The sequence below is a fragment of the Bradyrhizobium australafricanum genome (assembly GCF_020329495.1).
GTDB lineage: Bacteria > Pseudomonadota > Alphaproteobacteria > Rhizobiales > Xanthobacteraceae > Bradyrhizobium > Bradyrhizobium australafricanum.
In genome coordinates this window covers 90,765-113,315 of sequence record NZ_JAGKJL010000024.1, presented here as the reverse complement: position 1 = coordinate 113,315, position 22,551 = coordinate 90,765, and the positions used below count along the sequence as shown (strand labels likewise).

Sequence of the window (22,551 nt, the reverse complement as noted above, 5' to 3'; positions counted from 1 at the left end):
CCATTTTAGACGCCACGTCAAAAGAATGGATGGGCCTCAATTCCGCCACGCTGGTTGTCTCATTGCCGCGAGCATCGTCACGGATGTACTGATGATGTTGGGGCGGGCCCGGCGCACTTCCAAGCCCGGCAAGTGCGTCGGGGCGCCTTGGTTCGGAGGCGTCCCGTCGCCGAGTACAAGCGGCCCGGTTTCGCGCGCTGGCGACCGCGAAGGCGAGCCCGGCTGGCTTCCTCACCTGGACAACGTCCTACATATTTGCGCTGTGCTTCTGCACTTTCATTTCGTTTGTTTTTTGCGATCGCTTTAGCGGCTATCGATTCTTCGAGAGAGCCGCGCAATTGCATCAGTTGAATCTCGACCTGACCGCTGTGAAAACTAAGACGTGAGAGTTTCAAGCGCGAACCAATTGGATGCCAGCGATGAGCAGAACCGCCACGAGGATGAACCTTACGGTTGTCTGGCTCATCCATTTCAGGCCGATAACTGTTCCTGCCGCGGCACCCGCCAGTACGGCGATTGCATGAAGCCCGAAATCCGGCGCCGGAAATTGGCCGGTGAAAAGAACTCCGACGAAGCCGAGAGCGGAGTTAGCCAGGATAAAAGGCGGCGACAGCGCGGCGGTCTGCTTAGGTGATGCCCAATTCAGTGCGATGAGCGTCGGGGCGAGAAACGCTCCGCCGCCTACGCCTGTCAGCCCGGAAACGAGGCCGATGACTGCTCCAATGCTCAGGGTTCCCCAGAGCGGAGTTTCGCAACCGCGTTCGGCGGTGCGTCCGTGCCGAACGATCATCACGGCGCCTGCCAGAAGAAGGACAAACCCGGTCAGCGTCTTGTAAATGTGTTCCCCGAGCACCACGAGACCCCCGGCAAGCGCCGTTGGCATCGATGAAAGCAGAAGCGGACGCAGCATTATCCAGTCAACAACTTTGTTGCGGTTGAAAGCCCACGTAGAATATGTCGCGACCACAATGTTGAGACCAAGCGCCGTTGGGCGCATCTCTGTCGATGGCAGACCAGCAGAAGCCATCAGCGCCAGGAATGCAGTACCCCCCGCCTGACCAACGGTCGTATAGAGCAGTGAGATGATCGCCAGAAGCAGAGAAAACATCTCACCGATTCTCGGCGAAGCTCTTCGCCTTGGTTGCGACAGCCCCGCCAGGGCGAGGCGCAATTGTTTTTCCTGTCGGGACGTTTGCTTTGCATTCCGAGTTTTAGTCGGAGTGCGCGCGACCGGACCTATAGCCAGTCACGATTGCCATGTGGCGATCGTCTCAATCAATCGTTAAGCCTTGTAGTTGACTGGGTAGCGCGAGACCTTGGTTGTTTCCGGTCGACGGACAAGGCCTCGTCGGACGGGCAATGCTCTCGGTCGTTCTTGACGTCAACCGTTGCATTCCGAGCCGCTGCACCTGCCAGGTCGTCATCTGACCTGCTTTTTCGTCATTTCTGATCGGCCACTCGCCGTGTTTTCAACCAGAATGTTGACGCTGGGCTGAGCGTATTGACGGGTTGAAGCCAAGAGCGTCTCGGAGCGGCTGCCGTGCGAGCTATACTTTCCTTGATCGAGGTCAACTGGTGCCGGGGCTCGCGCAAATGGTCTGTCGGATGTCCTCCCGATGTCATGATTGCTTCAATGCGCGATAAGGAGAGCTGCCCACTCTTTCAAGTCATTGATTCCGCGGCCGGTTTCTGAAAACCAAATGTTGGTATGGCACTTGCTGGTCCCACCCCAGGTCCTCTCCCGCCTTTGGAGATGCGCATGCAAAGTGTCCGCTGCGTCAAGCAGCTCTCGTGGCTTCGCGTATCTCCCGTTGCGCCCCTGACGCGGTTGCTATTTGTCCCTTCGATCTATTCGCGCCGAACCTACGCGACCAAGCCTCTCAAAGGCCGTCGGCTGATGCTAGCAAATTTTCTTTTGCGACGGCTGCTGCGTGCTGCTCATCGCCCGCACCCTCGACGTTGTGGACGGGCGAAGGACCAGCCAAGGAAAAGCGATGCCGACTCGCAAGAAGGGGAAGAAAAATAATGCCGTTGTCTTCTGCGTCGGCGAGCAGTGCATCGACGGTGACGCCACGCAGGTCGAAGCGAACACCCGCAAGCGGGCTTGCGTGCTCTAGCTCACCTGGCTCGCGAAGTTCAGCATCTAGGGTCTGCGCGCGCTCGCGCTCAAGCCGCAGCGAAGCTTCACTCGAGCTGGACATCGCTCTTGCACAATCGAATCTGATCTATGCTGACGTCGCAGCGGGCCGGCCTGGGTGGCTCGTACCGCCGACTGAATCGTTAGGAGAGCCGCCTGACCGCCTTCAAGCCGTAGCGCGCGCACGCCCGCCAAATCGGCACTCTTACTTTCCGTCCCTGGCGGCATCAGCAGGTCAATTGTGCATCGCGAATGCAGACCATCAACATGGCGGTCCCTGCCGCGATCTTCAATGTCGGCAGCGCGTCGCCTGCGAGCCGGGTAGATCATATTGAATGATGTGAGCGCTACGGTGTGCGTCGTGCAGTTCGGCCTCGAACGAAGGATAGGCCGGCACCTTGGCTGTTTGGCGGGGGACGACGATCACGTCATCGCAGTTGGTGTAGGGCACCGAATTCGGGATGACACCTGAGGCAGCATGCGCTCCAGACTTCACAAACAGCAAACCCAGGAATTCAGGTCATGGAATTGAACTTGGCTCCGCCTGAAACAAGCGCAATTGGAAGCAGCGACACCGACCGGGATCGGCGTCCTGAGCCGCCCGCTATGGACCTGTTTAGCTTTACTGAATGCGCAAAACAGACGCATTCGCTCAGAGCGCTATTCGAGCTACTTGTCAGCTGCGCCACGGAGGAGGGCTTCAGTGAAGTTGCCTACGGCGCCCTCAACTTCGTCGAGCCCCTTCGCCTGGCGGAGTATCCACCCCCGACCGTGGCCGTGAAATGGCCGTCAGACTGGTGCGACCGGTACTTCAAACGCAAGTACCACACCATCGATCCGGTGGTCCGGCGGACGCCAATGCTTTCTAGGCCGTTTTTATGGGATCAACTGGCCGACCACTATCGACTTCAACCTGACGAGAGACGCGTACTGGACGAAGCCAGAGAGGCGGGCCTGAAGCATGGCATGAGCGTGCCGTTGTTTGGGCCGCTAGGCCGAATATCTGTAGTGTCGTTTGCATCTCCGTCGGACGACGCTGATCCTCAGGATCGCATCGGTCATCTCAATGCATTGGCCTGGCACTTTCACACCGCGTATGGTGAGATCGCACGTCCCTGCAACGATGGCGGTGATAAAAAAGTGGCACTGTCGCAGCGCGAGATCAGCTGCATGCGATGGGTGGCGGAAGGAAAATCGTCATGGGAAATCGGGATGATCCTGGAAATCAGCGAGAATACAGTCAATTTTCATATCAAGAATGCGATGCGAAAGCTTGGCGCCACTAGCCGGATCCAAGCGATCGTTCTGGCAATACGCCTCAATGTTCTTTGAAATCCCAACTCGTTTGAGCAAGCACCGAGCGGCCATAAGAATTGTTGTCGCAGCTTCCGGCAAGTCTCAGCTGGACAATATTTATCGGAATTGCACGCACGACGCTAAGACCCAGCGTCAGATTATGAAGCTCGATAACCATCGAAGTGTCGGATCGTGACTTGGACCGCCAGGCCCGGAGTTCCAGTAACCAGGGGCCATCCAGCCAATGATCTGGCTCGGACTGCTCGAGTCGGACATCGCGAGGTATCGGCGGATATGACACGAGCGCTTGAAGAAAGAACCCCGACCGACGGCCGGGGCTCACGATTGACCGCAAGAGCGTATAGGTTGCTATCGACCAAACGCCGGGCCGAATTTGTAATTTAGCCGCGCTGTGATGAGATCGACGTCCTGGTGGACGCGATCACCGCCGACCGCCGTTGGAAAGGTTACGTTGCTGCCTTGCATGAACAAATGGTCATACTCGACGCCAGCCGACCAACTCGGAGTGAGGCTGACTTCGATACCGGCACCGAGGGCGCCACCCCAACGCACATCGTTGTTTCTGGCAATTTCGGTCCCAGTAGCCACTGAGTTGACGTGATAAGTGTTGCTGGTCACTGCAGCACCGCCCTTGACGTAGAGCAGCACGGGGTCGAACGCATAGCCGACATGGCCGGTCAGCAAGCCGAAAGCATCTGTCTTGGTGCCAATGATGTCTGCCGGGAAGGCGGTGCTGACATTGGAGCCGCTGAAGTCAGCCCAGTTGCCCTGACCTTCAATGCCGTAGACCGTTTTGAAGATCTGCCAGCGATAGCCGATCTGGCCGCCGACGGTAGCACCAGTCGAATTATGGCAACCCTCGGGAGTGATGCCGTTGAAGTCCCAGCAATTGTGGCTCGATCCCCAGCCGCCATTGATACCGATATAGTAGCCGGTCCAGTCGTTGATTGTGGCTACGACCGGCTGCGGTGCCGCCTTGATGTTGACGGGCTGCGCGGCGAAGTCCGCGCTGAATGCGGGAGCGGCCGCAGTGAGTGCGCCGATGCTTGCAGTCAGAACCAGCAAATTCTTCATTCGAGTGTCGTTCCTTTTGATGCCGCCCGGCGCGATGCGTCTTAACAAGATCATCGCGAATTGCTGTAACTGCAGCACCACATTGTTTCGGAAGAAATGAGTTGAATCGAACGCCGCGTCAGATTGTGGAGCGTGCAACCGTCGTAGTGCGTAGACCTGACCAGGATGCTCCGATCGGTGAGGCGAAAACAGCGAGAAGGCATTTGCGGACCAAGCAGCGCTGAATGAACTGAAAGCCACGAATCGCCCAGCGTCTCCTTCTGCTGATGATGGCCTGCGATGCGATGCAGCCCGTCTGACGTGCCTAATCCGCATCACTCAACTTCGAAGCGCAAGCTGCACACAACTTACAGGCGGACGATCGCTGTTCAAGCATTTCGTCGAAATTTAGGTCCTGCTGATAAAGCATGCTCCCGGGGACGACGAACTCATCTTGCCGTCGGCGGTCTACGATCGTGGCCTGGCTGACTGGTATCGTAGCGTCAGGAGCTTTGTACCGGCAGCTTTAGTCGAGGGCGTGGTTCAGCGAAGCAGAATGGTCTGGAGGAGGACTTCGACCACGATATATTGAGATTGCTCACATGGCGCTTCGATGAGGGAGAGCTGTCACGTAGCCCATCGTTCCTATAGTGGTGGGAGCAACCCTACTGTTTGGTCGAAAATGCCAATTCTGCGCGCAAGTTGCGTATCGCCTCGTTTGCCAGATGCAAGGCATTCCGTTCGCCGTTTCTTATCGAGCACTCCAGGGAAGCCCGCAAGCGACTATGAAGCACTGCCTTGTGATTGTGCGCCAAGAGCGGATCTTTCTCGACAAAGCGCCACGCCTTATCAAATGCGGTGCTTATGAGAACCTCTGGCGCCTGCACTTGCTCGGATGATATCTGAGTCATCTCAAACTCCTGCGATATCCTGAACACAAAGAAGTAATTTGTTCAAAACACCGAGCGCCCGTGATCTATCCAGCTGTCAAGAGGTCGGATCCCTAGGCGCGCTCGCCCGTGTCGAGCTGATCTCGGCGCTGCAAGCGAATTTATATAGATGCTTGTTGAAGCGCGGATGACCGAACGTGGTGGTGCGCGCTTCAATTCGAATGATTCTGAATCATTTGACGGCAAGTATGCGTTGTCGCGCGCTTCTCTGCTGATTGCCCGCATTGCCTGCTGTCAGTAGTGGCTCGAAGAAATCAGAAAATCGGTCCGGACCAAACGACGCTACAGTCGAAGCTGAGGAAAGACCGTTCACCGCATGCGCAACCTCGAGCTAAGAAGGGGTCGAAGCCAAGTGCTGTCCGTTTTGTACATTACCCGTTTTGTACGATGTCATCTTCTAAGTGCGGGACGCATTCCGGACGGGATTTGTTCGCTTTGTGACATATGTCGGCGGCGTGGCCGTCGTTCTGCTGTTCAATCCCTGCGCGTAACCGATGGTTTGAAGTGTGCGTCTTGTGGAATGCAGTAGAGAAGTGGTGACGAGGTGCAGGGCAATTGTGATGATCTGGTTCGTGTCGCCCTGCAAGACGTCGTGGAGTGTAGATCGTGGGGTAAGGGTCAATGCCGCCGCAAAGTGAGTGCCAAACCATTGAGCCAAGCGTCAAACACTGGATCGGACGAGAAGGCCTTGCCCGCACGTCGCCACATGCGTTGCGTTCATTCGCTATCCGCCGTCGGGTTGGCTGCGGCATGCAGAATACATAGCCATGAAGTACTTGATACAGGAAAAGCCCAGTTGAGATCGAGGGGCAAACGGGTCCTCTCCCGCGCAAGATCGCTTAGTGCGACGGGATCGGTTCGAATCCGGTGGCAAACGGAAAAAGCAGTGGAGGCGACGCGCTCCGCGCGACGATACGTAAATTCAATCTGAGGCTTGCTGCGGTGCTGGGTACGTTAAACCGCAGCACGCCGTGCCCCAACTCTGATCAGACCCTGATCGCGCCGTCAACCGACGGAAAACTCGAAATAGAATCTCACTCCGCTGCACGGGAGAGAATCAGGGTGGCGATCTTCAACTGGTTGGCAGGGGTGCGCAGAGCCTCAGGTAAGGCCGCCACCGCTTGATCGAAAAGGCGTCCCAAAATTTGGAGGTCTTCTGGATGATAGACGCCGCGGTCTCGGAGTATCCGCGCCGCCTGCCCGTCGCCGTTGCAGCCGCTGGCCCTCGCATCGGCGAGCTGACCGAGCGCTAGCTCCGCATTTATCATTTCGTTTGTGTGTGCATTGAGCAGTCTGACCGCCTCGAACCCGTTACCTGCCTCGCCGACGAGGGCGGCCACGATGTCAAGTTGCAGGTCGATGCGGTGCGTCAGGTCTTCGATGCGTGAATTGGAAGGATCAAGTTCCATGGTGTTGCTCCAGAGTAACGAAAAAGCGCGCTAGGCTGAGTAAAGAGAATGCGTCGTTTGTCCCGTTAGCGGGGCTGCAGGCGCATGGCTAGAACGAGTTGCGGCTGCCGAAAGCTGCACCCTGCTGCAGTCGGTCGAGGGCGGTGCATAAAATGAGATGACCACGGTACAAGTTTGCAGGACGCGAGTGAGGGTTGCCGGCGGCGAGCAGCACTGAGCCGGCGAGCCCAGTAAGGATCCCCCACGACGACGACTTAGGGGAGCGCGCTGTGATACTGTGTGGCCGGTCCTGCCACACACATCGACTGCCGTGCTTCGTCGTGGCCTGAGAAAATATGCCTTGCAAATCCGGCGGTCAGATCGCTGACGGCCCTGTATCGTCTGCGAGCCGTCACAGCGCCAGGTTGACCGCGCGGGCAGGAGGGTCGAGGCGATAGGTCCGGTTCGCCTTGGCTGCGAGGGCAGGTCGCCTATTGGAATTCTAGCCGGCGCACACATGGACCCCAGCCAATAAGAGTTCGTGAGAGCTGATCTTCTCGGGCGCCTTCAGCATGATGGCAATTAGGTTAGCGACTAAGCGGTAGATTGCCCGCGCGACGTTGCGATGTGCCATCTGACCAAACGTGGGCGGCGCGTGCCGGGGTTTGCGGGCTAGGGAGGGATCGTTGGGGCAGACACGGGCGGCTGGAGTTGCCCTGCAACCATGCTCAAAGCAAAATGGTTTCATTGTCACACGTGGTTCGCGAAGGATGTTTTCCGGAAATCTGCGATCGACTATGGGACATTTGGTTAAAACCGGTAAAATCGAAAGTTTTGATGGGATGCATCCAACCGGCGGATAGCATACTCGATCGTGGCGGATCTGTTCTTCGATGACGCACAATGCCAACCGCATGCGAATCGAGCCGGCTTGTCATGCCGCCGTTCTCCAAGTCAGTTCACGTCACCTCCGACGACACCGGCAGACCGGCCGCCATGGCGGGTGATCGATGCGACCGTGTCCTCATGGGTCTGCGGACCTCCTGCTGAGTAAGCCAGGAGATCTGAATTCGCCCGTTCTGCAGGACGGCCGATCATAGATAAACGTCGTCGCGCAGCTCCTCTGAGGTGCCAAGATCGGATAGTGATTGTCAGCCAAAGCCAGCGATGATTTCAGATCTGATTGTGGTTGCGGTGTATAGAGAAGCTTCCAACGGAAGGTTCCCGAAGGCAAGCTGACAAAGTAGGTAGTTGGCACCTGCCTCCTCCATCTGGCTAAGAAGGAGTCGTCGGACGGAAGCTGGCGTTCCGACGACGCATAATTCGCTATCGAGCGCTGCATCGAAGGTCAGCGGTAGGGTGGGTGGCGTCGGAATGGCGTTCAGCTCGTAAACGAACTTGAAGCTCTCGAGCCATCGCTGGTAAGCCATTTCCGCCGCTACATGGGCATCTCGGTCAGACTGCGCGATCACGACCATGCGGAGCAAACCAAGAAACGGCTCCCGATCGTCCGTTGGCGCAATGCGCGCCCGCTGGGAACGGAACGCATCCGTAATGTTTCGGACCGCTGAGGAGCGGCCCAGGCACGCCAGATTGGCGCCATTTGCAGCAGCCCACTCTGCCGACTCCGTCCGATTGCTCGTGATCCAGGTCGGCGGATGTGGATGCTGATGAGGCCTCATGGTCAAAGGTATTTTGCTCAGCTCAAAGAAGCGTCCGTGATAGGATAGCGTGTGCCCCTTCAGCGCGGCATTCAGGATTTCGCTGGCCTCCTCATAACGCTCTGGCGCCGCGTCCGCGCTGATGCCGAAATAGCCCCATTCAGTCGGCAGCGAACCGCGTCCGATGCCGAGCTCAAGTCTGCCGCCGCTCAATTGGTCAAGCATGCAGATCTCTTCGAATGCGCGCAAGGGATGATAGAGATTGAGCAACAGGACCAGCGGGCCAACGCGCAGTCTCTGAGTGCGCTGCGCGACGCTAGATAAAAAAAGATTTGGTGACGGCCCTCTAGCATGTGGTGTGCAATGGTGCTCGGCCAGATGATACGCGTAGAAGCCTAGGGAATCGCACACCTCCGCCAATTTGAGGCGATCTTCGTATTGTCGCGCGACATCGCGGCCGTCGTCGTCCAAATGGTCGAAGATTCCGCACGTTAGTTTCGAAGGAGGGCTGCTTTTCACTTGATCATCTCCATTTTTGGACCAGGAGTCCTGGGTTGCCTGGTGCCGCCGCGCTCATAGACGGCTTGCCCGGTATTTGACTGCTCTTGATCCGCTCATTGGGGTATGGTGGCTGAGCTAGCACGAGGTGATTGGGTCATGAGAATCTGCAGAGTCCTGACCACTACTTTGGCAGAAGCTCGCGGAGCGCCGCCACACCGAGCATGTGCTCGACCAGTAGCATCTTTAGCTTCGCGTTCTCCTCTTCCAGGGCGTTCAATCGCTTGGCCGCAGAAATGTCCATGCCGCCAAACTTGGCTTTCCAATTGTAGATCGCCGCTTCAGAGGTCCTGTGCCTGCGAGCTACGTCGGCCGCCTTCGCACCAGCCTCATGCTCCTTCAATATCGCGATAATCTGCTCTTCGGTGAATCTTGATCGCTTCATCTGTCCGCCCTTGTTGCGGCAAGAGTTGCTCGCCAGCTGGAGCAAAGGCCCGATGAGAGGTCATCTGCCGCGCGCCAGGGCGAGACCTTGGTCGGAAGGTGCTCCGGAAGGTTCGAGCTCAATGAAGTCTGCTGCAACTTCTCGTCTTTCAGGCCGGATAGGCCGAAGGTTGTCCTTGGCAAAACGGCGCCCAAAGATACGGACGCCGATAGCTTGGCGGATCACACCGACGTTGAAAATACTGTGTATCGTGTAAATAGCGCCGATTTGTACGTGGCGCCGGGCGGCTTGGCGGCGGCTCGCCCCCAGGTAGATCCGTTCCTTGCAGACCGGCATTGCTGTGCAAGGGTAGCAACAAGCCTCTGACTAAGGCGGCAGATAGCGACAATGAGGTCTCATTGAAGACAAGTTTGACGCGCGTCGCGTGGAGAGTGGGTTGGCCGGAACGCCAATTGGTCGTCTTGTCGTGCGCAGTTCGCGGTGTTTCGCACGGCCCAGTTTGGAGCGCGCAAGTGCATTTGTCAGCATGCGCGCTCGATCGCGCAAATTGTCGCTGCAAATCGGATTTCATGGCTAAGTTCTGCGACTGAACCGCCATTCGCCTAGCCGCTGCAGAAGGCATGGAAGGATTATTTGAGAAAGATTCGGCGAACCAAAGGGGGCAAGCATCGAACTGATCGAGACAAGCTTGGCAAGGTCGAGTAGCAACACTGAAGGTTGGCACGGGTACTATTTGTCTATCATCTGTCGTAACTCATCTGCCTGCGGATCGACGTCAGGCAGCTGTGCGAGAGCCGCAGCGAGCGCAAAGAATGCTCCGAAGGCCGCGAGTATAAGAGAGCACCCGAGTATCGCCGCACTAAGGTCGTCAGGGTGTCTCATCATCTGTGTCCCCGGGTGAATTGTGGGAGGCTACGCATCGCCCCGATCAGTTCTGCTCAACAGCTTCGACATGCCCGTCGCGCCACCGGTAAACGAGAAACCCAGGAGCCGCGTTGTCTCCCTTGGAATCAAACAGAACTGGGCCGACTACGGTATCGGTCGGGCGCGAACGAAGGGCGTCGGCGACCCGTCGAGCATCGAACGAGCCGGCCCGCTTCACCCCCTCTGCCCATGCTTGGACGGCTGCATAGGCGTAAAGCGTGTAGCCCTCGGCGGAGAGGTTGGCAGCTTTAAGTCTGGCCGTGATGCCGGCCGCGTTGGCATTCTTGGTGGGGTCGTCCATGAAGGTGAACAACGTGCCATTTCCGGCACTGCTGGTAATGGCCCAGAATTCAGAGGTCATCAGCGGATCGTTCGCCATGATGGTGAGGCCCGCACCCGCTTCTGACGCTTGGCGTACGATCAGTCCAACTTCGGTATGATATCCGCCGATATAGACGACCCGCACCCCCCCGTTCTTCATCCTCGAGACCAGCGCAGCATAGTCCTTTTCACCCGCCACATAGCTTTGTCGAATGACGGTCTCACCTGACCTCTGAAGCTGTGCCGCGACCACGTCGGCAATGCCCTTGCCTGCCGTGCTCTTGTCATCGAGCACTGCGATTGTCTCGTTATGGTAGTTTTTGCGAATGTACTCTGCTGCAACGAGGCCCTGTTGGTCGTCGCGGCCGCAGATCCGAAATACCGTCTTAAGACCACGCTCCGTCAGCCTAGGATTTGTCGAACCAGGTGACATTTGAAGAATGCCCGCTTCGTCGTAAACGTCGGAGGCTGGAATCGACGAAGAAGAACAAAAATGACCAACGACCAGTCGCACGCGCTCTGCTGAGAGCTTGTTCGCCACCGCGACGGCTTGCTTGGGGTCACATGCGTCGTCGACGACAGTCAATATCAGCTTGTTATCTGGAAGTTGGCCCGATGCGTTCAATGCCTCGATGGCGGCAGCCGCGCCATCGCGCATTTGTGCGCCAAACGCAGCGCTGCTTCCGCTCATGGGACCAGCCACGGCAATATTGACGTCGGAGGCGCGCGTGGTCGAGGCAAGAGCGCTGAAAAGCAGTGCTGCACTTGCAGCCAAAGCGTGGCGCCTACCCAACATTGTAGAGCTCCAATGTTCACCTGAAGTGAGCCGCCTGCGTTGGCGGTCCGACTTGTCTCAGGACGTCGATGCGGTTGCAGCTGCTGAGCGAACTCGTGCACGTCAGCTTGGCCACACCGCAGCCAGAGCCTACAATGTGACGTTACGTGCGGTTCAAGCCCTTTTTGAGGATGCGTCTGACCATGGCGCCGGCGGGAGGCTCGAGGGGGCCAGGCGGGAAGATCTGTTCGGTTGAGCCACGCACTCGGCGCCGCGCCTCGAGCTGGTGTACGAGGCGTCAACGGCTCTCATCTAGATGGCCAAGACCGAGGGACAATTCCGCGCGTGCCTGCGCCATGCCGTCAGTACGGCTGATCTTCCAAGCCGGCAAGGGCGAGATCGAGATACTGCATGAGACTGGGATCCCAACCCGCCAGACTGCGCGGGGCGCTCAACCGCGCAAGCACCTTGAGGATCGTCGAAACGCGTGAATCAGCTCCGGCGATTTCGCCGATTAGCAACCGCGCTGCAACTGCGACAGCCTTTGCTCGCTCACCACAGGGATGTTCGCCTCTATCCATACAATCGCGCAGCTCGTCGCGAATCCGCCGCCACCGCTCGTCGCGCTCGGCGGCCAGCTTACAGGTGCATCGCGAGGTTTGGCTACGCGTCTCAACCCGAGACATGGCTACCAAGGTGGCAGGCAGCTCGTCTACACTCACCTGGATTTCACTATCCGTGGTCATGTCACGTAAACGATCTCGCAACAGGGTTGCTCGAGCGACTTGAAGTTCGATCCGCTCCAAATGTTTGCGTAGGAGATCAATCAGTGAAGTCGTGCCCTCCATAGCCTTCCGGATTTCGTGGAGGGAGAAGCCAAGCTCACGTAGCGCTCGAATCTGATGAACCCGTTGAACGCTTTCGCGATCGTACATCCGGTGACCGCCGTCAGTGCGTTCTGATGCGGCTAAGAGTCCCGTATGCTCATAATGATGCAGCGTGCGTACCGTCACTCCGGTCGCCTCTGCAAGTTCGCCAATGCGCCATCGACGCCTACGTGGTGTAGCTTTGCTCATGTTGTTCAATTTCAAAGCCTACAACCTGACGTCACGTGTGATTCAAGCTATTTCAAAGCTCTAGCTGGATCGTCTTCTATTCCAGCGTAAGAGATGGTGACTATCCTCAGAATGGCTGGCGATCAACCCTGAGGGGAAATGGTGATCAACAAGTTCATCAGGCGTGCCAGTCCAGACCCGCCGATCTCTGCACGCTCCAAGATGAGTTTGGCAACGGCTGTGCGATTTTCAGAAGTTCGCATCGATGGCGGTAACGCGGTGATTGCGCCGTCAAAGAGGCTTCCTAAGACAGAAAGTTCTTCCGGATCGAATACGCCTCTGTACTGTTCCAACGATCAGCTCCTTGTTGTCATTGCGCCAAGGCAGCGCACGTCGTCAAGACGTTTGGCCGCGGTAGGGCCAAAAGAAGTCAGACCGGCGACGCAAAGCGATGAAGGTGCGATGCACTTTAAGGTGATGCGACAAGGCAACACAGGTGCGCGGTGTTCTGCAGAATCGCACGAGCGAGTCCCGCCACCTCCGTAACGGATCGGTGTGAGGGCTGTGCGGCTCGGCGAAAGCGAATCGGCTGCGGGCATGAGGAGCGCTACTAGCTCTGAGAGTAGACGGCGAGCTCCGAGCTGATCTTACTCATCTATATATGGCTGCTGGGCGAGGCAGTCTTGTGTAGGGCCTGGCTCAAGTGAGCATCAGCCGTGTGGTGCTTCGTCTCTGATGCGCGGCCCTCTAAAACCACGCGACAGGCGGCTTGAGCCGTCGCCCGCATATCGGTGGCGATCCTCATGTGAGAGTCTCACAAAAGCGTCGTGTTGGCGGCTCAGGCAGCGAAGCCGCGGGACGTTCATGAGCAAAGAATGAGCGTCGGTAGAGTAGTCTAAAATTCAGCTGCAGAAACATGCAGGCGGAGATTCGCGTAGCCTGCAAAGGGGCCTTACGATGGCCGCGAGGCAGCTCTCGCCAAGCTTCTGTCAGTATCCGCTTGTCCCGAAGCGGAGATCATGGAGCACTCGTCAGGTACAGATGTCATGCGTGCCGCCTCCTGCAACAATATCTCTCGCATCCAGATGCTCTCCGGATCGCTATTGTGAAGGACTGGCCATTGGACCGCCTCGGTAAAGGAGGGGAATGACTGCGGAAGCTCGGCAATCCGAAGAGGCACCATCCTTTCGAAATGCTTAACGAGCCTGAATGGCATGGTCCCTATGCGGCTCGTGCCCTCCAGCATGGGCGGAATCATGCCGTAGTTCTGCACGAGAACGTCGATGCGCCGGTTGAGGCCGCGATCGAGCAAAAAGCACTCCTCGATGGGAGGTTTGCGCGCAACTCCGACCTTAACCGCAACGTGGCTCATTGACATATATCGATCAAATGTAAGCCGTCGCTGCAGCTGCCCGTTCGTGCTGCAGCCCACACACACCAGCCTATCCTCGAACAGGGCTATCCGTGGGTGCGCGCTGGACATGAATAGTTCAGGCAGGATAGCAAAATCAACCTCGCCACGCCGAAGAAGCTCATCGTGCTCATCGGTGAGCGCCACCAGTTCGAAGCTGACGGCGGGTGCCTCTCGTACGACGCGCTCTACGACATGTCGGAAGAATACGACCGTTATGAAGTCAGAAAGGCCGATCCTGAATCGCCGCGTCGATTCCGCCGGCTTAAACGCGTCGCGGGCGATGATGGACAGTTGGATGTGCATCAGAGCCTCGCGAACGGGACCTGCCAGTCCTTCTGCGCGTGCGGTAGGGACAAGTTCCCGGCCCCTCATCGCAAACATCTCATCGCGAAAGTAGGAGCGCAGCCGAGCAACGGCTGCGCTCATGGCCGGCTGGCTGAGGTTGATCTTGCGTGCTGCTGCGGTAAGGCTGCGCTCTGTCATAAGAGCATCGAGGGCAACGAGAAGATTCAGATCCAGGTCTTTGAAACGCATATCCAATTATCCGACGCGATCGTGTTTACAGTGCATACAATGAGCGGCAATGACTGCATCTGAAGCGGCAGCACTGGCTCGCCCGAATCAACTTCGTTCCTCTGGCGCGATCGCGAAAAGAAAGCTCGCGGATCATCGCAGAATGGCCGGCAGGGCGACCGGGGCGCCGACCCACCTCTGAACCCGTCGGGCGCCAAGCTGATCGAGCTCCGTCGATCCTGGGCCACACTGGCAACTCGGCCCGGTCGAGTTGCCAGCCGAAGTGCCGTGCCTATCGCGTATATTCGTGAGTTCGCCCGATGCGACCCATCGACGTCCACGAGCGCAGCGTCAGTCAGGAGGCGAAACTACAACCTGACGCAGTGTCGGATTCAAGCAGTTAAATTGGCCCCGTCAAATATCATTGTATCCGAGGACGTGAGTCCTTCCGCGACGGTGCCGGATCGTGCCCGCAGGACAGGCGTAGTAAACAACATTTTGCGAGATCATTACGTGCGCGAGCCGGCAGTCCACTGCCGGCGCACGCGCGCATTTTGCAGCGTGGCTGTACGCGACGCTGAAATGAGAAAGCCGGCCAGCCCGCCGATGATCGGGTAGGGGTTGTTCTACTGCCGGGGGGCGGCTTGTGGCGAAGCTAGCCGCGCCTGCGCGCTGTGGGTTCCCGATGCCCAGATGCCATGTTGGATGCCTCCTCCAGCAAGATCCGCCGCATCCAAATGCTCGCCGGATCGGTATTGTGGAATGCAGGCCACTGCACTGCCTCGGTGAATGTAGGCAGGGGAAGCGGTGGCTCCACGATCCGCAAGGGCATTCGCTTTTCGAAATGTCTGGCAAGGCGTAACGGCATAGTCCCGATACGTCCCGTATCCAGCAATATGGGCGGAATAAGGCTGAATCCCTGCACAACGACCTCGATCCGTCTTTTCAAGCCGTGCTCAAGCAAAAACCATTCTTCGAGATTGGGCCTCAGCGCCCGTCCGAACTTGGCAGTAACATGCCCCATAGTATTGTATTTCTCGAAAGTAAGTGGCCGCGATAGCTGCTTGTTCGTGCGGCATCCCACGCACACGAGGGTCTCATCGAATAGCGCCGCCTTCGGATGCGCACTCGACATGAACAGTTCCGGCAGAATGAGAAAGTCGACCTCGCCGCGGCGGAGCAACTCACCAGGCTCATCGGAAAATGGCAGCAATTCGAAGCGCACCGTAGGCGCCTCCTGCGCGATACGATCGACAATCCTCCGAAAAAACACGATTGTCATGAAATCAGAGAGAATGACCCTGAAGCGTCGGCTCGACTGAGCCGGGTCGAATGCATCACGGGAGATGATCGAGAGTTGGATGTGCAGCAGGGCCTCGCGAACCGGGCCTGCAAGCGCTTCAGCACCGGGCGTCGGGACGAGTTCGCGACCTCTCATCGTAAACAATTCATCGCGAAAGTAGCTGCGCAGCCGCGCGATCGCGGCGCTCATAGCGGGCTGGCTCAGATTAATCTTGCGCGCCGCCGCTGTGAGGTTGCGCTCGGTCATTAGAGCATCGAGCGCAACGAGAAGATTTAGATCAAGTCCCTTGAACCGCATTTGTGAGTCTATCCATCGTATGGATGTGTTCTATCGAAACAATCGATTTTACCAAATTGCGGAATGTTGGATAGCAAACATCAGTTTGGAAAATGAATTAGGCATACCACGATGGCTGCTGGTCGCACGCGACCTCGAAGAAGAACTCCTGGACGTGCGAGTGGCCGCCGAATCGGTGTGAGCAGTGGGTGTTGCTGCCGCATGCGAGTTGCGCCGTTTCCCTGTGCGACAAGCACGCGCTGCGATCCTAGGCAGGTCCCGCTAAACCTTCGTATGTGTGTTCCAACCCTTTCCATATCGGCGGTTTACCCGCGTACACTTGAGGGCCCGCTCAGCCTCACCTTAGTGTCGCGACCAATCGGCGTGCGCAGATTGCGGATGCCAAATAGTTCCGGCGGCTAGCCAAATGGCGCGCCTATCCATCGCAGTACAAGGCGTGTCGAAGATGCATAGGACCGAAGTTGATCTGGCGCCAGCTGGGCGCGCCCTCGATGAGCTCTCCGCTCTCACCGCCACTGGCGCAGGGAAGTCCGCCATGAATATTGCCGCATCCAGGACTGCGGAAGCGCCTTCCGCGCGCACTCAAGTCCAGTGGAGCCGCCGCTGGGAAAACGAGCTGCAGCTGGCCGATCATGCCGAGCTTGCCGACTTCTTCCGTAAGAGTTACGGGCCGACCGGTGCGTTCAATGCGCAGCCATTCGAAGGCAGTCGGAGTTGGGCCGGTGCAAGGCCTGAAGTCCGGATCATCGGTCACGACGCGCGCGGCGTCGCGGCTCATGTTGGTCTACTACGCCGCTTCATCAAGATAGATGGCATCGACCTTCTCGTGGCCGAACTTGGACTATATGCCGTGCGTCCCGATCTTGAGGGGCTTGGAATCAGCCACTCGATGCGCGTGATGTATCCTGTGCTGCAGGAGCTTGGGGTGCCGTTCGGTTTTGGCACGGTCCGGCCCGCGCTTGAGAAGCATCTTACCAGGCTGGTCGGAAAGCAGGGGTTGGCAACGCTCTTGTCCGGCGTTCGTGTCCGTTCCACCCAGCCAGATGTCTACTCCAATTTGTCGCCGGTCCGCATCGAAGACGTGCTCGTGGTGGTGTTCCCCGTTGGACGCTCAATCGGCGAGTGGCCGGCCGGAACGATTATCGATCGGAACGGGCCCGAGCTGTGAACGAACTCGTCCGCCAATCTGCTGCGCGGTGCGACTACGCTTGCGTCAGCGGAAGTCGCTCGGTCTACTTGACCTTCGACGATGGGCCCAACCCATTCTGCACGCCAGACGTCCTCGACGTGCTGACCCAACATCGGGTGCCGGCGACTTTCTTCGTGATCGGCACGTACGCAGCCGACCAGCCCGAACTCATTCGGCGAATGATCGCCGAAGGGCACGAGGTTGCAAACCACACGATGACGCATCCGGATCTGTCCAGATGCGAACCGGCGGAGGTACACGATGAGGTGCTAACGGCGAGCAGGGCCATTCGATCGGCATGTCCGCAGGCGTTGCCCAGGCACATGCGGGCCCCCTACGGCATATGGACCGAAGACGTGCTTGCTACGTCAGCCAAGGCAGGGCTCGCAGCTGTGCACTGGTCGGTCGATCCAAGAGATTGGTCGCGCCCCGGAGTCGATCGCATCGTGAACTCGGTGCTGGCGGCCGTTCGCCCGGGCGCAATTGTGCTCCTGCACGACGGATATCCTCCCGGTGAGGCGATATCCTGCACGGATGTCACATCACGTGATCAGACGGTGAGGGCGCTGTCATATCTGATTCCGGCACTGCAGCTGCGCGGGTTCGAAATTCATCCGCTTCCTCAACTTCACTGAAAAAATTGGCACCCCATGGATCTGCTCGCCACAACCAGCGCTGTCGCCGTTTCGTCTTATGCGCTGCTCTCGACCGTCTACAAGAGCGCGCAAGCGCTTTACGCTCAGCCGGCCAATACCTCGCAGCTGCAGGACGATCCAGGACAAGCCGAGGTGGCTCTGCCCAGCGTAGATGTCATCGTGCCCTGTTTCAACGAGGATCCAGATACGCTCTCTGAATGCCTCGCGTCGCTTGCAAGCCAGGACTACGCTGGAATGCTGCAAGTCCATGTGGTCGACGACGGATCCGCAAATCGGGACCTAGTTGCGCCTGTACATGCAATCTACACGAACGATCCGAGGTTTCGCGTCATTTTGCTTGCCAAGAACGTCGGAAAGCGCAAAGCGCAAATTGCAGCGATACGCAGTTCTTCCGGCGATCTGGTGCTCAACGTCGACTCGGATACGATACTTGCCGCCGACGTGGTAACGAAGCTTGTATCGAAGATGCGGCACCCCGAGGTCGGCGCGGCCATGGGGCAATTGGTGGCCAGCAATCGCAACCAGACCTGGCTGACCAAGCTGATCGATATGGAATACTGGCTGGCCTGCAACGAGGAGCGAGCGGCCCAGGCTCGATTCGGCGCGGTGATGTGCTGCTGTGGCCCATGTGCGATGTATCGTCGCTCGGCGCTCGCGATGCTGCTTGATCAATACGAAACGCAATTCTTCCGTGGAAAACCAAGCGATTTCGGCGAGGATCGTCATCTAACGATCCTCATGCTCAAGGCTGGATTTCGAACCGAGTATGTTCCCGACGCAATCGCGGCCACCGTGGTGCCCGACAGCCTTGGGCCATATCTGCGACAGCAACTTCGCTGGGCGCGCAGCACCTTTCGGGACACGTTTCTTGCATTGCGTTTGCTGCCCGAGCTCGACGGCTATCTCACGCTAGATGTCGTCGGACAAAATCTCGGCCCCTTGCTTCTCGCCTTGTCGTCGCTGGCTGCACTCACTCAGTTTGTCATCGCGGGGTCGGTGGCCTGGTGGACAGTACTGACGATTGCGGCAATGACGATGGTCCGTTGCAGCGTGGCGGCATTCCGTGCTCGCGATCTGCGCTTTCTCGGCTTCTCGCTCCACACACCCATCAACATCTTTCTCCTGCTGCCGCTGAAGGCTTATGCGCTTTGTACATTGAGCAATAGCGACTGGCTGTCGCGCAAGGTCATCGTGACGAGCGAAGCAGAGAAGAAGGCTGTCATTCCGCACGCGACCGCTGCAATAAGTTCTGCAAGAAGCGGGGAGAGCTCCGGTGCAATTCGCAAGTCTGAGCGTTCGCACCTTTCATCGAGCATGGCCGCGACCGAGATTTACGGTCACGATCGATCGAGCGCCTACAAGTAGGTTGAATGCCCCATGACGCCGGACAATAACAACTACGAGCTACTGGAACGCGAGTTGGCTGTCGACGATCCATGGCGTCTCGATAGTAATTCGTTCGAACAGGAGCGCTATACGCAAATGCTCCGGATCTCGCGTTGCAACGGGGATGCTGCGCATGCACTCGAGGTCGGATGTGCTGCCGGCGCATTCACCGAGATGCTGGCGCCACACTGCCAACAGCTCACCGTGGTGGATGTCATGCCACAGGCGATTGAGCGGGCGCGGCAACGGACCAAGAGATGGTCACATATCAGGTGGAGAACCTGCGACATTAAACAGTTCTCGACTGCTGAGCGGTTCGATCTGATCGTCGTAGCCGAGGTTCTCTACTACCTCACGGACGTCGCCGAGATGCACGCGGCCATCCGCAATCTGTCGGGTATGCTTGCACCAAATGGCTCTCTGGTGTTCGGATCGGCACGTGATGCCACGTGTCGACGCTGGGGCCATGCGGCCGGCGCGGAAACGGTGATTGCTCTCTTCAAGGAGAGTCTACTCGAAGTCGAGCGTCTGCATTGCCACACCGAGTCGGTCAACGAAGACTGTTTGCTCGTCCTGTTCCGGAAGTCAACTAACTCGTCAGAACAACCAAATTTGGGTCATTAGGTCAGGGGGTGGTATGCGCATCTGCGGCATTAAGTTAACACACGACGGCGCAATTGCCGTTGTCGAGGACGGGCGGCTTGTCTTTTGCACCGAGCAAGAGAAGCGGGCCAACAGCCCACGCTACCAATCTGTCGATAACCTCGATGCAGTCGTGCTCGCATTGGCCGAACATGGCCTTGACCCTCGAGACATTGATCAGTTCGTCATCGATGGCTGGGATGGGGAGATCGAGTCGCAATTCCAGGTCCTGAGTGGGGCGGTTCCGATCGTGCTGAAAGGGGCGCCATATGTCGAGCGGCATGCCGAGGGCCTTCTTGATTCCGTCGACGGCTACGGCCTGATCCTCGGTGGCAAGGTATTTCCCTATAAGAGTTATCCCCACGTGACGGGCCACGTCGCGTCGGCTTATAGCACCAGTCCCTTTGCCGGCGCCGGAAAACCCGCGTTCTGTCTGGTGTGGGATGGCTGTATCTTTCCACGTCTCTACTATGTCGAACCGCGGGGTGCGCGGCTCATTGCGTGCCTGTTTCCGATGATCGGTCATGCCTATGCTGCCGCAGGCCTTCATTTCGGGCCTTACAGGCAGCCGAACCGCACCAATTGGGACTTGGGTATCGCCGGTAAGCTGATGGCCTATATCGCGCTCGGCTCTGTCGACGAATCCATCGTGACAGTTTTTCAGGAACTCTACGAAAAGCGTTTCGCGGCCGACACGGAGCAAGCGCGTCGCTACCGCGCGGATATCAATAATGCGGAGGCGTCGCTTGCGGCTGTGCACGAATTTTTCGAGGCGAGCGCGCCGCGCCTGACGGGAAAGCGTGCGGAGGACGTTCTGGCGTCGTTTCACGTGTTCCTGGAGCGTCTTCTTGTCCGGGAAATCGCGATGGTTCTGCTGCGGCACTCGTCGCTTCCGGGCGCGAGAAACCTGTGTGTCGCCGGGGGGTGTGGGCTCAATATCAAGTGGAATAGTGCACTTCGCGCGACGGGATTGTTCGATGAGGTCTGGGTGCCGCCGTTTCCAAATGACAGCGGCTCGGCGATCGGCGCTGCCTGCAGTGCGATGGCAGCGCGAAATGGGTTCGGGCCACTGGAATGGTCAGTCTACAGCGGCCCGGCGCTACACGCCAGCGAGATTCCGTCAGAATGGGAGGCCGCGCCGTGCAGTCTGCGAGAGCTCGCGGCCATACTCGCCGACAACAAGCCCGTGATATTTCTCTCGGGACGCGCCGAGCTTGGACCGCGCGCGTTGGGTGGCAGAAGCATTCTTGCGGCAGCGACGTCGGCGGCAATGAAGGATCATCTCAACGACATCAAGCGTCGCGAGCACTTCCGGCCGGTAGCGCCGATTTGCCTGGAGGATCGGGCGCCGGAGATTTTCAGCCCTGGCACGCCAGATCCTTATATGCTGTTCGATCACCAGACCCGGCCGGAATGGCGCGATAAGGTCCCGGCGGTCGTCCATCTGGATGGCTCTGCGCGGTTGCAGACGGTCGCCCGCAACTCTCCGCACAAAATCGCAGAGCTCCTCGTCGAGTTTGAGCAGCTCACGGGCATTCCGCTGCTTTGCAATACGAGTGCCAACCTGAACGGACGAGGATTCTTTCCGGATGCCGCAGCCGCCTGCGAATGGGGACGCGTGGAGCGCGTGTGGTGCGACGGCCTGCTCTGGACCAAAACGCTCGTAGGAAAGCCAGCGTCGGCTGAACGGCTTCTGTCGGCCTAAGATGAATATGTCCACCGCAGCAATCGACCTTGCCGGCGTACGAAAGTCATTTGGCGGCAAGATCATTGTCGACGAACTGTCGTTCTCGGTTGCGCGCGGAGAATGCTTCGGCCTGCTCGGGCCGAATGGAGCCGGCAAGAGCACGATCGCGCGTATGCTCCTCGGGATGATCTCGCCGGATGCCGGCGAAATTACGGTCCTTGACGAGGCTGTACCTGCACGCGCTCGCGTCGCGCGTATGCGCATCGGCGTAGTGCCGCAATTCGATAACCTTGAACTCGAGTTCACCGTACGAGAGAATCTGCGGACGTTCGGCCGTTACTTCGGCATGAGCGCCAGCAAGATCCAGGCGGTTGTACCCTCGTTGCTGGAGTTCGCGCGTCTTGAAAGCAAGGCGGACGTGCGCGTCGCTACACTGTCAGGTGGCATGAAACGGCGGCTCACGCTAGCACGCGCTCTTATCAATGACCCGCATCTGCTCGTGATGGATGAGCCCACGACTGGCCTCGATCCGCACGCCCGTCACCTGATCTGGGAACGCCTGCGTGTCCTGCTTTCGCGCGGCAAGACGATTCTCTTGACTACTCACTTCATGGAAGAGGCGGAACGCCTGTGTAATCGGCTGTGCGTGCTCGAGAGTGGACGCATGATCGCCGAAGGAAAGCCGGAAGCTTTAATCGACGAGCATATCGGATGCGACGTGATCGAGATCTATGGCGGTGATCCACATGAGCTCGCTGAGTTGATCAGGCCTTACGCGCGGAACATCGAAGTGAGTGGAGAGACGCTGTTCTGTTATGCACCATATCCGGAGCAGGTACGTGTGCAACTGCGCGGGCGAACGGACCTTCGCATTCTGCAGCGGCCGCCGAATCTCGAAGACGTGTTTTTGCGGCTAACCGGACGCGAGATGGAGAAATGA

General features: G+C 58.1%; 19 protein-coding genes and 1 pseudogene. 8 read left to right on the top strand and 12 right to left on the bottom strand.

From position 1 onward, the window contains the following. Positions 1-391: 391 nt before the first annotated feature. A complete protein-coding gene (locus tag J6525_RS22270) occupies positions 392-1,171 on the bottom strand; it encodes a sulfite exporter TauE/SafE family protein (protein ID WP_225646283.1) in 780 nt (259 codons plus the stop codon). 709 nt (positions 1,172-1,880) lie between these two features. Next, on the bottom strand, positions 1,881-2,201 hold the full coding sequence (locus tag J6525_RS22265; protein ID WP_225646282.1) for a hypothetical protein: 321 nt from the start codon (positions 2,199-2,201) through the stop codon (positions 1,881-1,883). Positions 2,202-2,743: 542 nt separating this feature from the next. On the opposite strand from J6525_RS22265, the gene J6525_RS22260 reads away from it, so the two are divergent. Beyond that, a complete protein-coding gene (locus J6525_RS22260) occupies positions 2,744-3,469 on the top strand; it encodes a LuxR family transcriptional regulator (protein ID WP_225646300.1) in 726 nt (241 codons plus the stop codon). A gap of 333 nt (positions 3,470-3,802) precedes the next feature. Here J6525_RS22260 and J6525_RS22255 read toward each other — a convergent pair whose 3' ends face one another. Together J6525_RS22255 and J6525_RS22250 are read right to left on the bottom strand one after the other, a co-directional pair. After that, positions 3,803-4,528 (bottom strand): outer membrane protein, encoded by a 726-nt coding sequence (locus tag J6525_RS22255; RefSeq protein WP_225646299.1) that lies wholly within the window; start codon positions 4,526-4,528, stop codon positions 3,803-3,805. Between the two features lie 644 nt (positions 4,529-5,172). Further along, the gene (locus J6525_RS22250) at positions 5,173-5,418 is read right to left on the bottom strand and encodes a hypothetical protein (protein ID WP_225646281.1); all 246 of its coding nucleotides are present in this window, start codon (positions 5,416-5,418) and stop codon (positions 5,173-5,175) included. 148 nt (positions 5,419-5,566) lie between these two features. Here J6525_RS22250 and J6525_RS46980 point away from each other — a divergent pair, with 148 nt between their 5' ends. Next, on the top strand, positions 5,567-5,698 hold the full coding sequence (locus J6525_RS46980) for a hypothetical protein (protein WP_283848635.1): 132 nt from the start codon (positions 5,567-5,569) through the stop codon (positions 5,696-5,698). A 793-nt stretch (positions 5,699-6,491) separates the two neighbouring features. On the opposite strand, the gene J6525_RS22245 is transcribed toward J6525_RS46980, so the two are convergent. The 8 genes and pseudogenes from J6525_RS22245 to nodD1 all read right to left on the bottom strand — a co-directional run bounded on the left by J6525_RS22245 (position 6,492) and on the right by nodD1 (position 16,051). Further along, a complete protein-coding gene (locus J6525_RS22245; RefSeq protein ID WP_141342358.1) occupies positions 6,492-6,866 on the bottom strand; it encodes a NolY in 375 nt (124 codons plus the stop codon). A gap of 1,130 nt (positions 6,867-7,996) precedes the next feature. Then, complete coding sequence (locus J6525_RS22240; RefSeq protein WP_249796129.1) at positions 7,997-8,977, bottom strand: LLM class flavin-dependent oxidoreductase; 981 nt, start codon at positions 8,975-8,977, stop codon at positions 7,997-7,999. Positions 8,978-9,191: 214 nt separating this feature from the next. After that, positions 9,192-9,449 (bottom strand): annotated as a pseudogene (locus J6525_RS22235) (transposase); the annotation flags it as partial. 928 nt (positions 9,450-10,377) lie between these two features. After that, positions 10,378-11,490: a branched-chain amino acid ABC transporter substrate-binding protein gene (locus J6525_RS22230; RefSeq protein WP_225646279.1), complete on the bottom strand. Its 1,113-nt coding sequence runs from the start codon at positions 11,488-11,490 to the stop codon at positions 10,378-10,380. Positions 11,491-11,831: 341 nt separating this feature from the next. Continuing rightward, the gene (locus J6525_RS22225) at positions 11,832-12,545 is read right to left on the bottom strand and encodes a MerR family transcriptional regulator (RefSeq protein ID WP_199805390.1); all 714 of its coding nucleotides are present in this window, start codon (positions 12,543-12,545) and stop codon (positions 11,832-11,834) included. 122 nt (positions 12,546-12,667) lie between these two features. Continuing rightward, the gene (locus J6525_RS22220) at positions 12,668-12,877 is read right to left on the bottom strand and encodes a hypothetical protein (protein ID WP_225646277.1); all 210 of its coding nucleotides are present in this window, start codon (positions 12,875-12,877) and stop codon (positions 12,668-12,670) included. A 599-nt stretch (positions 12,878-13,476) separates the two neighbouring features. Further along, positions 13,477-14,472, bottom strand: a complete 996-nt coding sequence (gene nodD2, locus J6525_RS22215; RefSeq protein ID WP_225646276.1) for a transcriptional regulator NodD2 — start codon at positions 14,470-14,472, stop codon at positions 13,477-13,479. A 634-nt stretch (positions 14,473-15,106) separates the two neighbouring features. Continuing rightward, positions 15,107-16,051 (bottom strand): transcriptional regulator NodD1, encoded by a 945-nt coding sequence (gene nodD1, locus J6525_RS22210; RefSeq protein ID WP_225646275.1) that lies wholly within the window; start codon positions 16,049-16,051, stop codon positions 15,107-15,109. A gap of 535 nt (positions 16,052-16,586) precedes the next feature. Between nodD1 and J6525_RS22205 the strand changes: the two genes are divergently transcribed. The 6 genes from J6525_RS22205 to nodI are packed head-to-tail and all read left to right on the top strand — an operon-like array spanning position 16,587 to position 22,551. Continuing rightward, positions 16,587-17,219 carry a NodA family N-acyltransferase gene (locus J6525_RS22205; RefSeq protein WP_225646274.1) on the top strand — a complete coding sequence of 211 codons (633 nt, stop codon included), beginning with the start codon at positions 16,587-16,589 and terminating at the stop codon, positions 17,217-17,219. Next, positions 17,216-17,875: a chitooligosaccharide deacetylase NodB gene (gene nodB / locus J6525_RS22200; RefSeq protein ID WP_225646273.1), complete on the top strand. Its 660-nt coding sequence runs from the start codon at positions 17,216-17,218 to the stop codon at positions 17,873-17,875. The genes J6525_RS22205 and nodB overlap by 4 nt, the downstream gene beginning before the upstream one ends. Positions 17,876-17,890: 15 nt before the next feature. Next, on the top strand, positions 17,891-19,261 hold the full coding sequence (gene nodC, locus J6525_RS22195) for a chitooligosaccharide synthase NodC (RefSeq protein WP_225646272.1): 1,371 nt from the start codon (positions 17,891-17,893) through the stop codon (positions 19,259-19,261). Positions 19,262-19,273: 12 nt separating this feature from the next. Beyond that, on the top strand, positions 19,274-19,906 hold the full coding sequence (gene nodS / locus J6525_RS22190) for a nodulation methyltransferase NodS (protein ID WP_225646271.1): 633 nt from the start codon (positions 19,274-19,276) through the stop codon (positions 19,904-19,906). 13 nt (positions 19,907-19,919) lie between these two features. After that, on the top strand, positions 19,920-21,629 hold the full coding sequence (nodU, locus tag J6525_RS22185) for a nodulation protein NodU (RefSeq protein WP_225646270.1): 1,710 nt from the start codon (positions 19,920-19,922) through the stop codon (positions 21,627-21,629). Positions 21,630-21,636: 7 nt separating this feature from the next. Beyond that, the gene (gene nodI / locus J6525_RS22180) at positions 21,637-22,551 is read left to right on the top strand and encodes a nodulation factor ABC transporter ATP-binding protein NodI (RefSeq protein WP_512699759.1); all 915 of its coding nucleotides are present in this window, start codon (positions 21,637-21,639) and stop codon (positions 22,549-22,551) included.

Bases quoted from the DNA above. Each gene is read 5' to 3' on its own strand.
- J6525_RS22265 (WP_225646282.1), bottom strand. From the start codon at position 2,201: ATGTCCAGCTCGAGTGAAGCTTCGCTGCGGCTTGAGCGCGAGCGCGCG.
- J6525_RS22260 (WP_225646300.1), top strand. From the start codon at position 2,744: ATGGACCTGTTTAGCTTTACTGAATGCGCAAAACAGACGCATTCGCTC.
- J6525_RS22255 (WP_225646299.1), bottom strand. From the start codon at position 4,528: ATGAAGAATTTGCTGGTTCTGACTGCAAGCATCGGCGCACTCACTGCG.
- J6525_RS22250 (WP_225646281.1), bottom strand. From the start codon at position 5,418: ATGACTCAGATATCATCCGAGCAAGTGCAGGCGCCAGAGGTTCTCATA.
- J6525_RS46980 (WP_283848635.1), top strand. From the start codon at position 5,567: ATGCTTGTTGAAGCGCGGATGACCGAACGTGGTGGTGCGCGCTTCAAT.
- J6525_RS22245 (WP_141342358.1), bottom strand. From the start codon at position 6,866: ATGGAACTTGATCCTTCCAATTCACGCATCGAAGACCTGACGCACCGC.
- J6525_RS22230 (WP_225646279.1), bottom strand. From the start codon at position 11,490: ATGTTGGGTAGGCGCCACGCTTTGGCTGCAAGTGCAGCACTGCTTTTC.
- J6525_RS22225 (WP_199805390.1), bottom strand. From the start codon at position 12,545: ATGAGCAAAGCTACACCACGTAGGCGTCGATGGCGCATTGGCGAACTT.
- nodD2 (WP_225646276.1), bottom strand. From the start codon at position 14,472: ATGCGTTTCAAAGACCTGGATCTGAATCTTCTCGTTGCCCTCGATGCT.
- nodD1 (WP_225646275.1), bottom strand. From the start codon at position 16,051: ATGCGGTTCAAGGGACTTGATCTAAATCTTCTCGTTGCGCTCGATGCT.
- J6525_RS22205 (WP_225646274.1), top strand. From the start codon at position 16,587: ATGAATATTGCCGCATCCAGGACTGCGGAAGCGCCTTCCGCGCGCACT.
- nodC (WP_225646272.1), top strand. From the start codon at position 17,891: ATGGATCTGCTCGCCACAACCAGCGCTGTCGCCGTTTCGTCTTATGCG.
- nodS (WP_225646271.1), top strand. From the start codon at position 19,274: ATGACGCCGGACAATAACAACTACGAGCTACTGGAACGCGAGTTGGCT.
- nodU (WP_225646270.1), top strand. From the start codon at position 19,920: ATGCGCATCTGCGGCATTAAGTTAACACACGACGGCGCAATTGCCGTT.
- nodI (WP_512699759.1), top strand. From the start codon at position 21,637: ATGTCCACCGCAGCAATCGACCTTGCCGGCGTACGAAAGTCATTTGGC.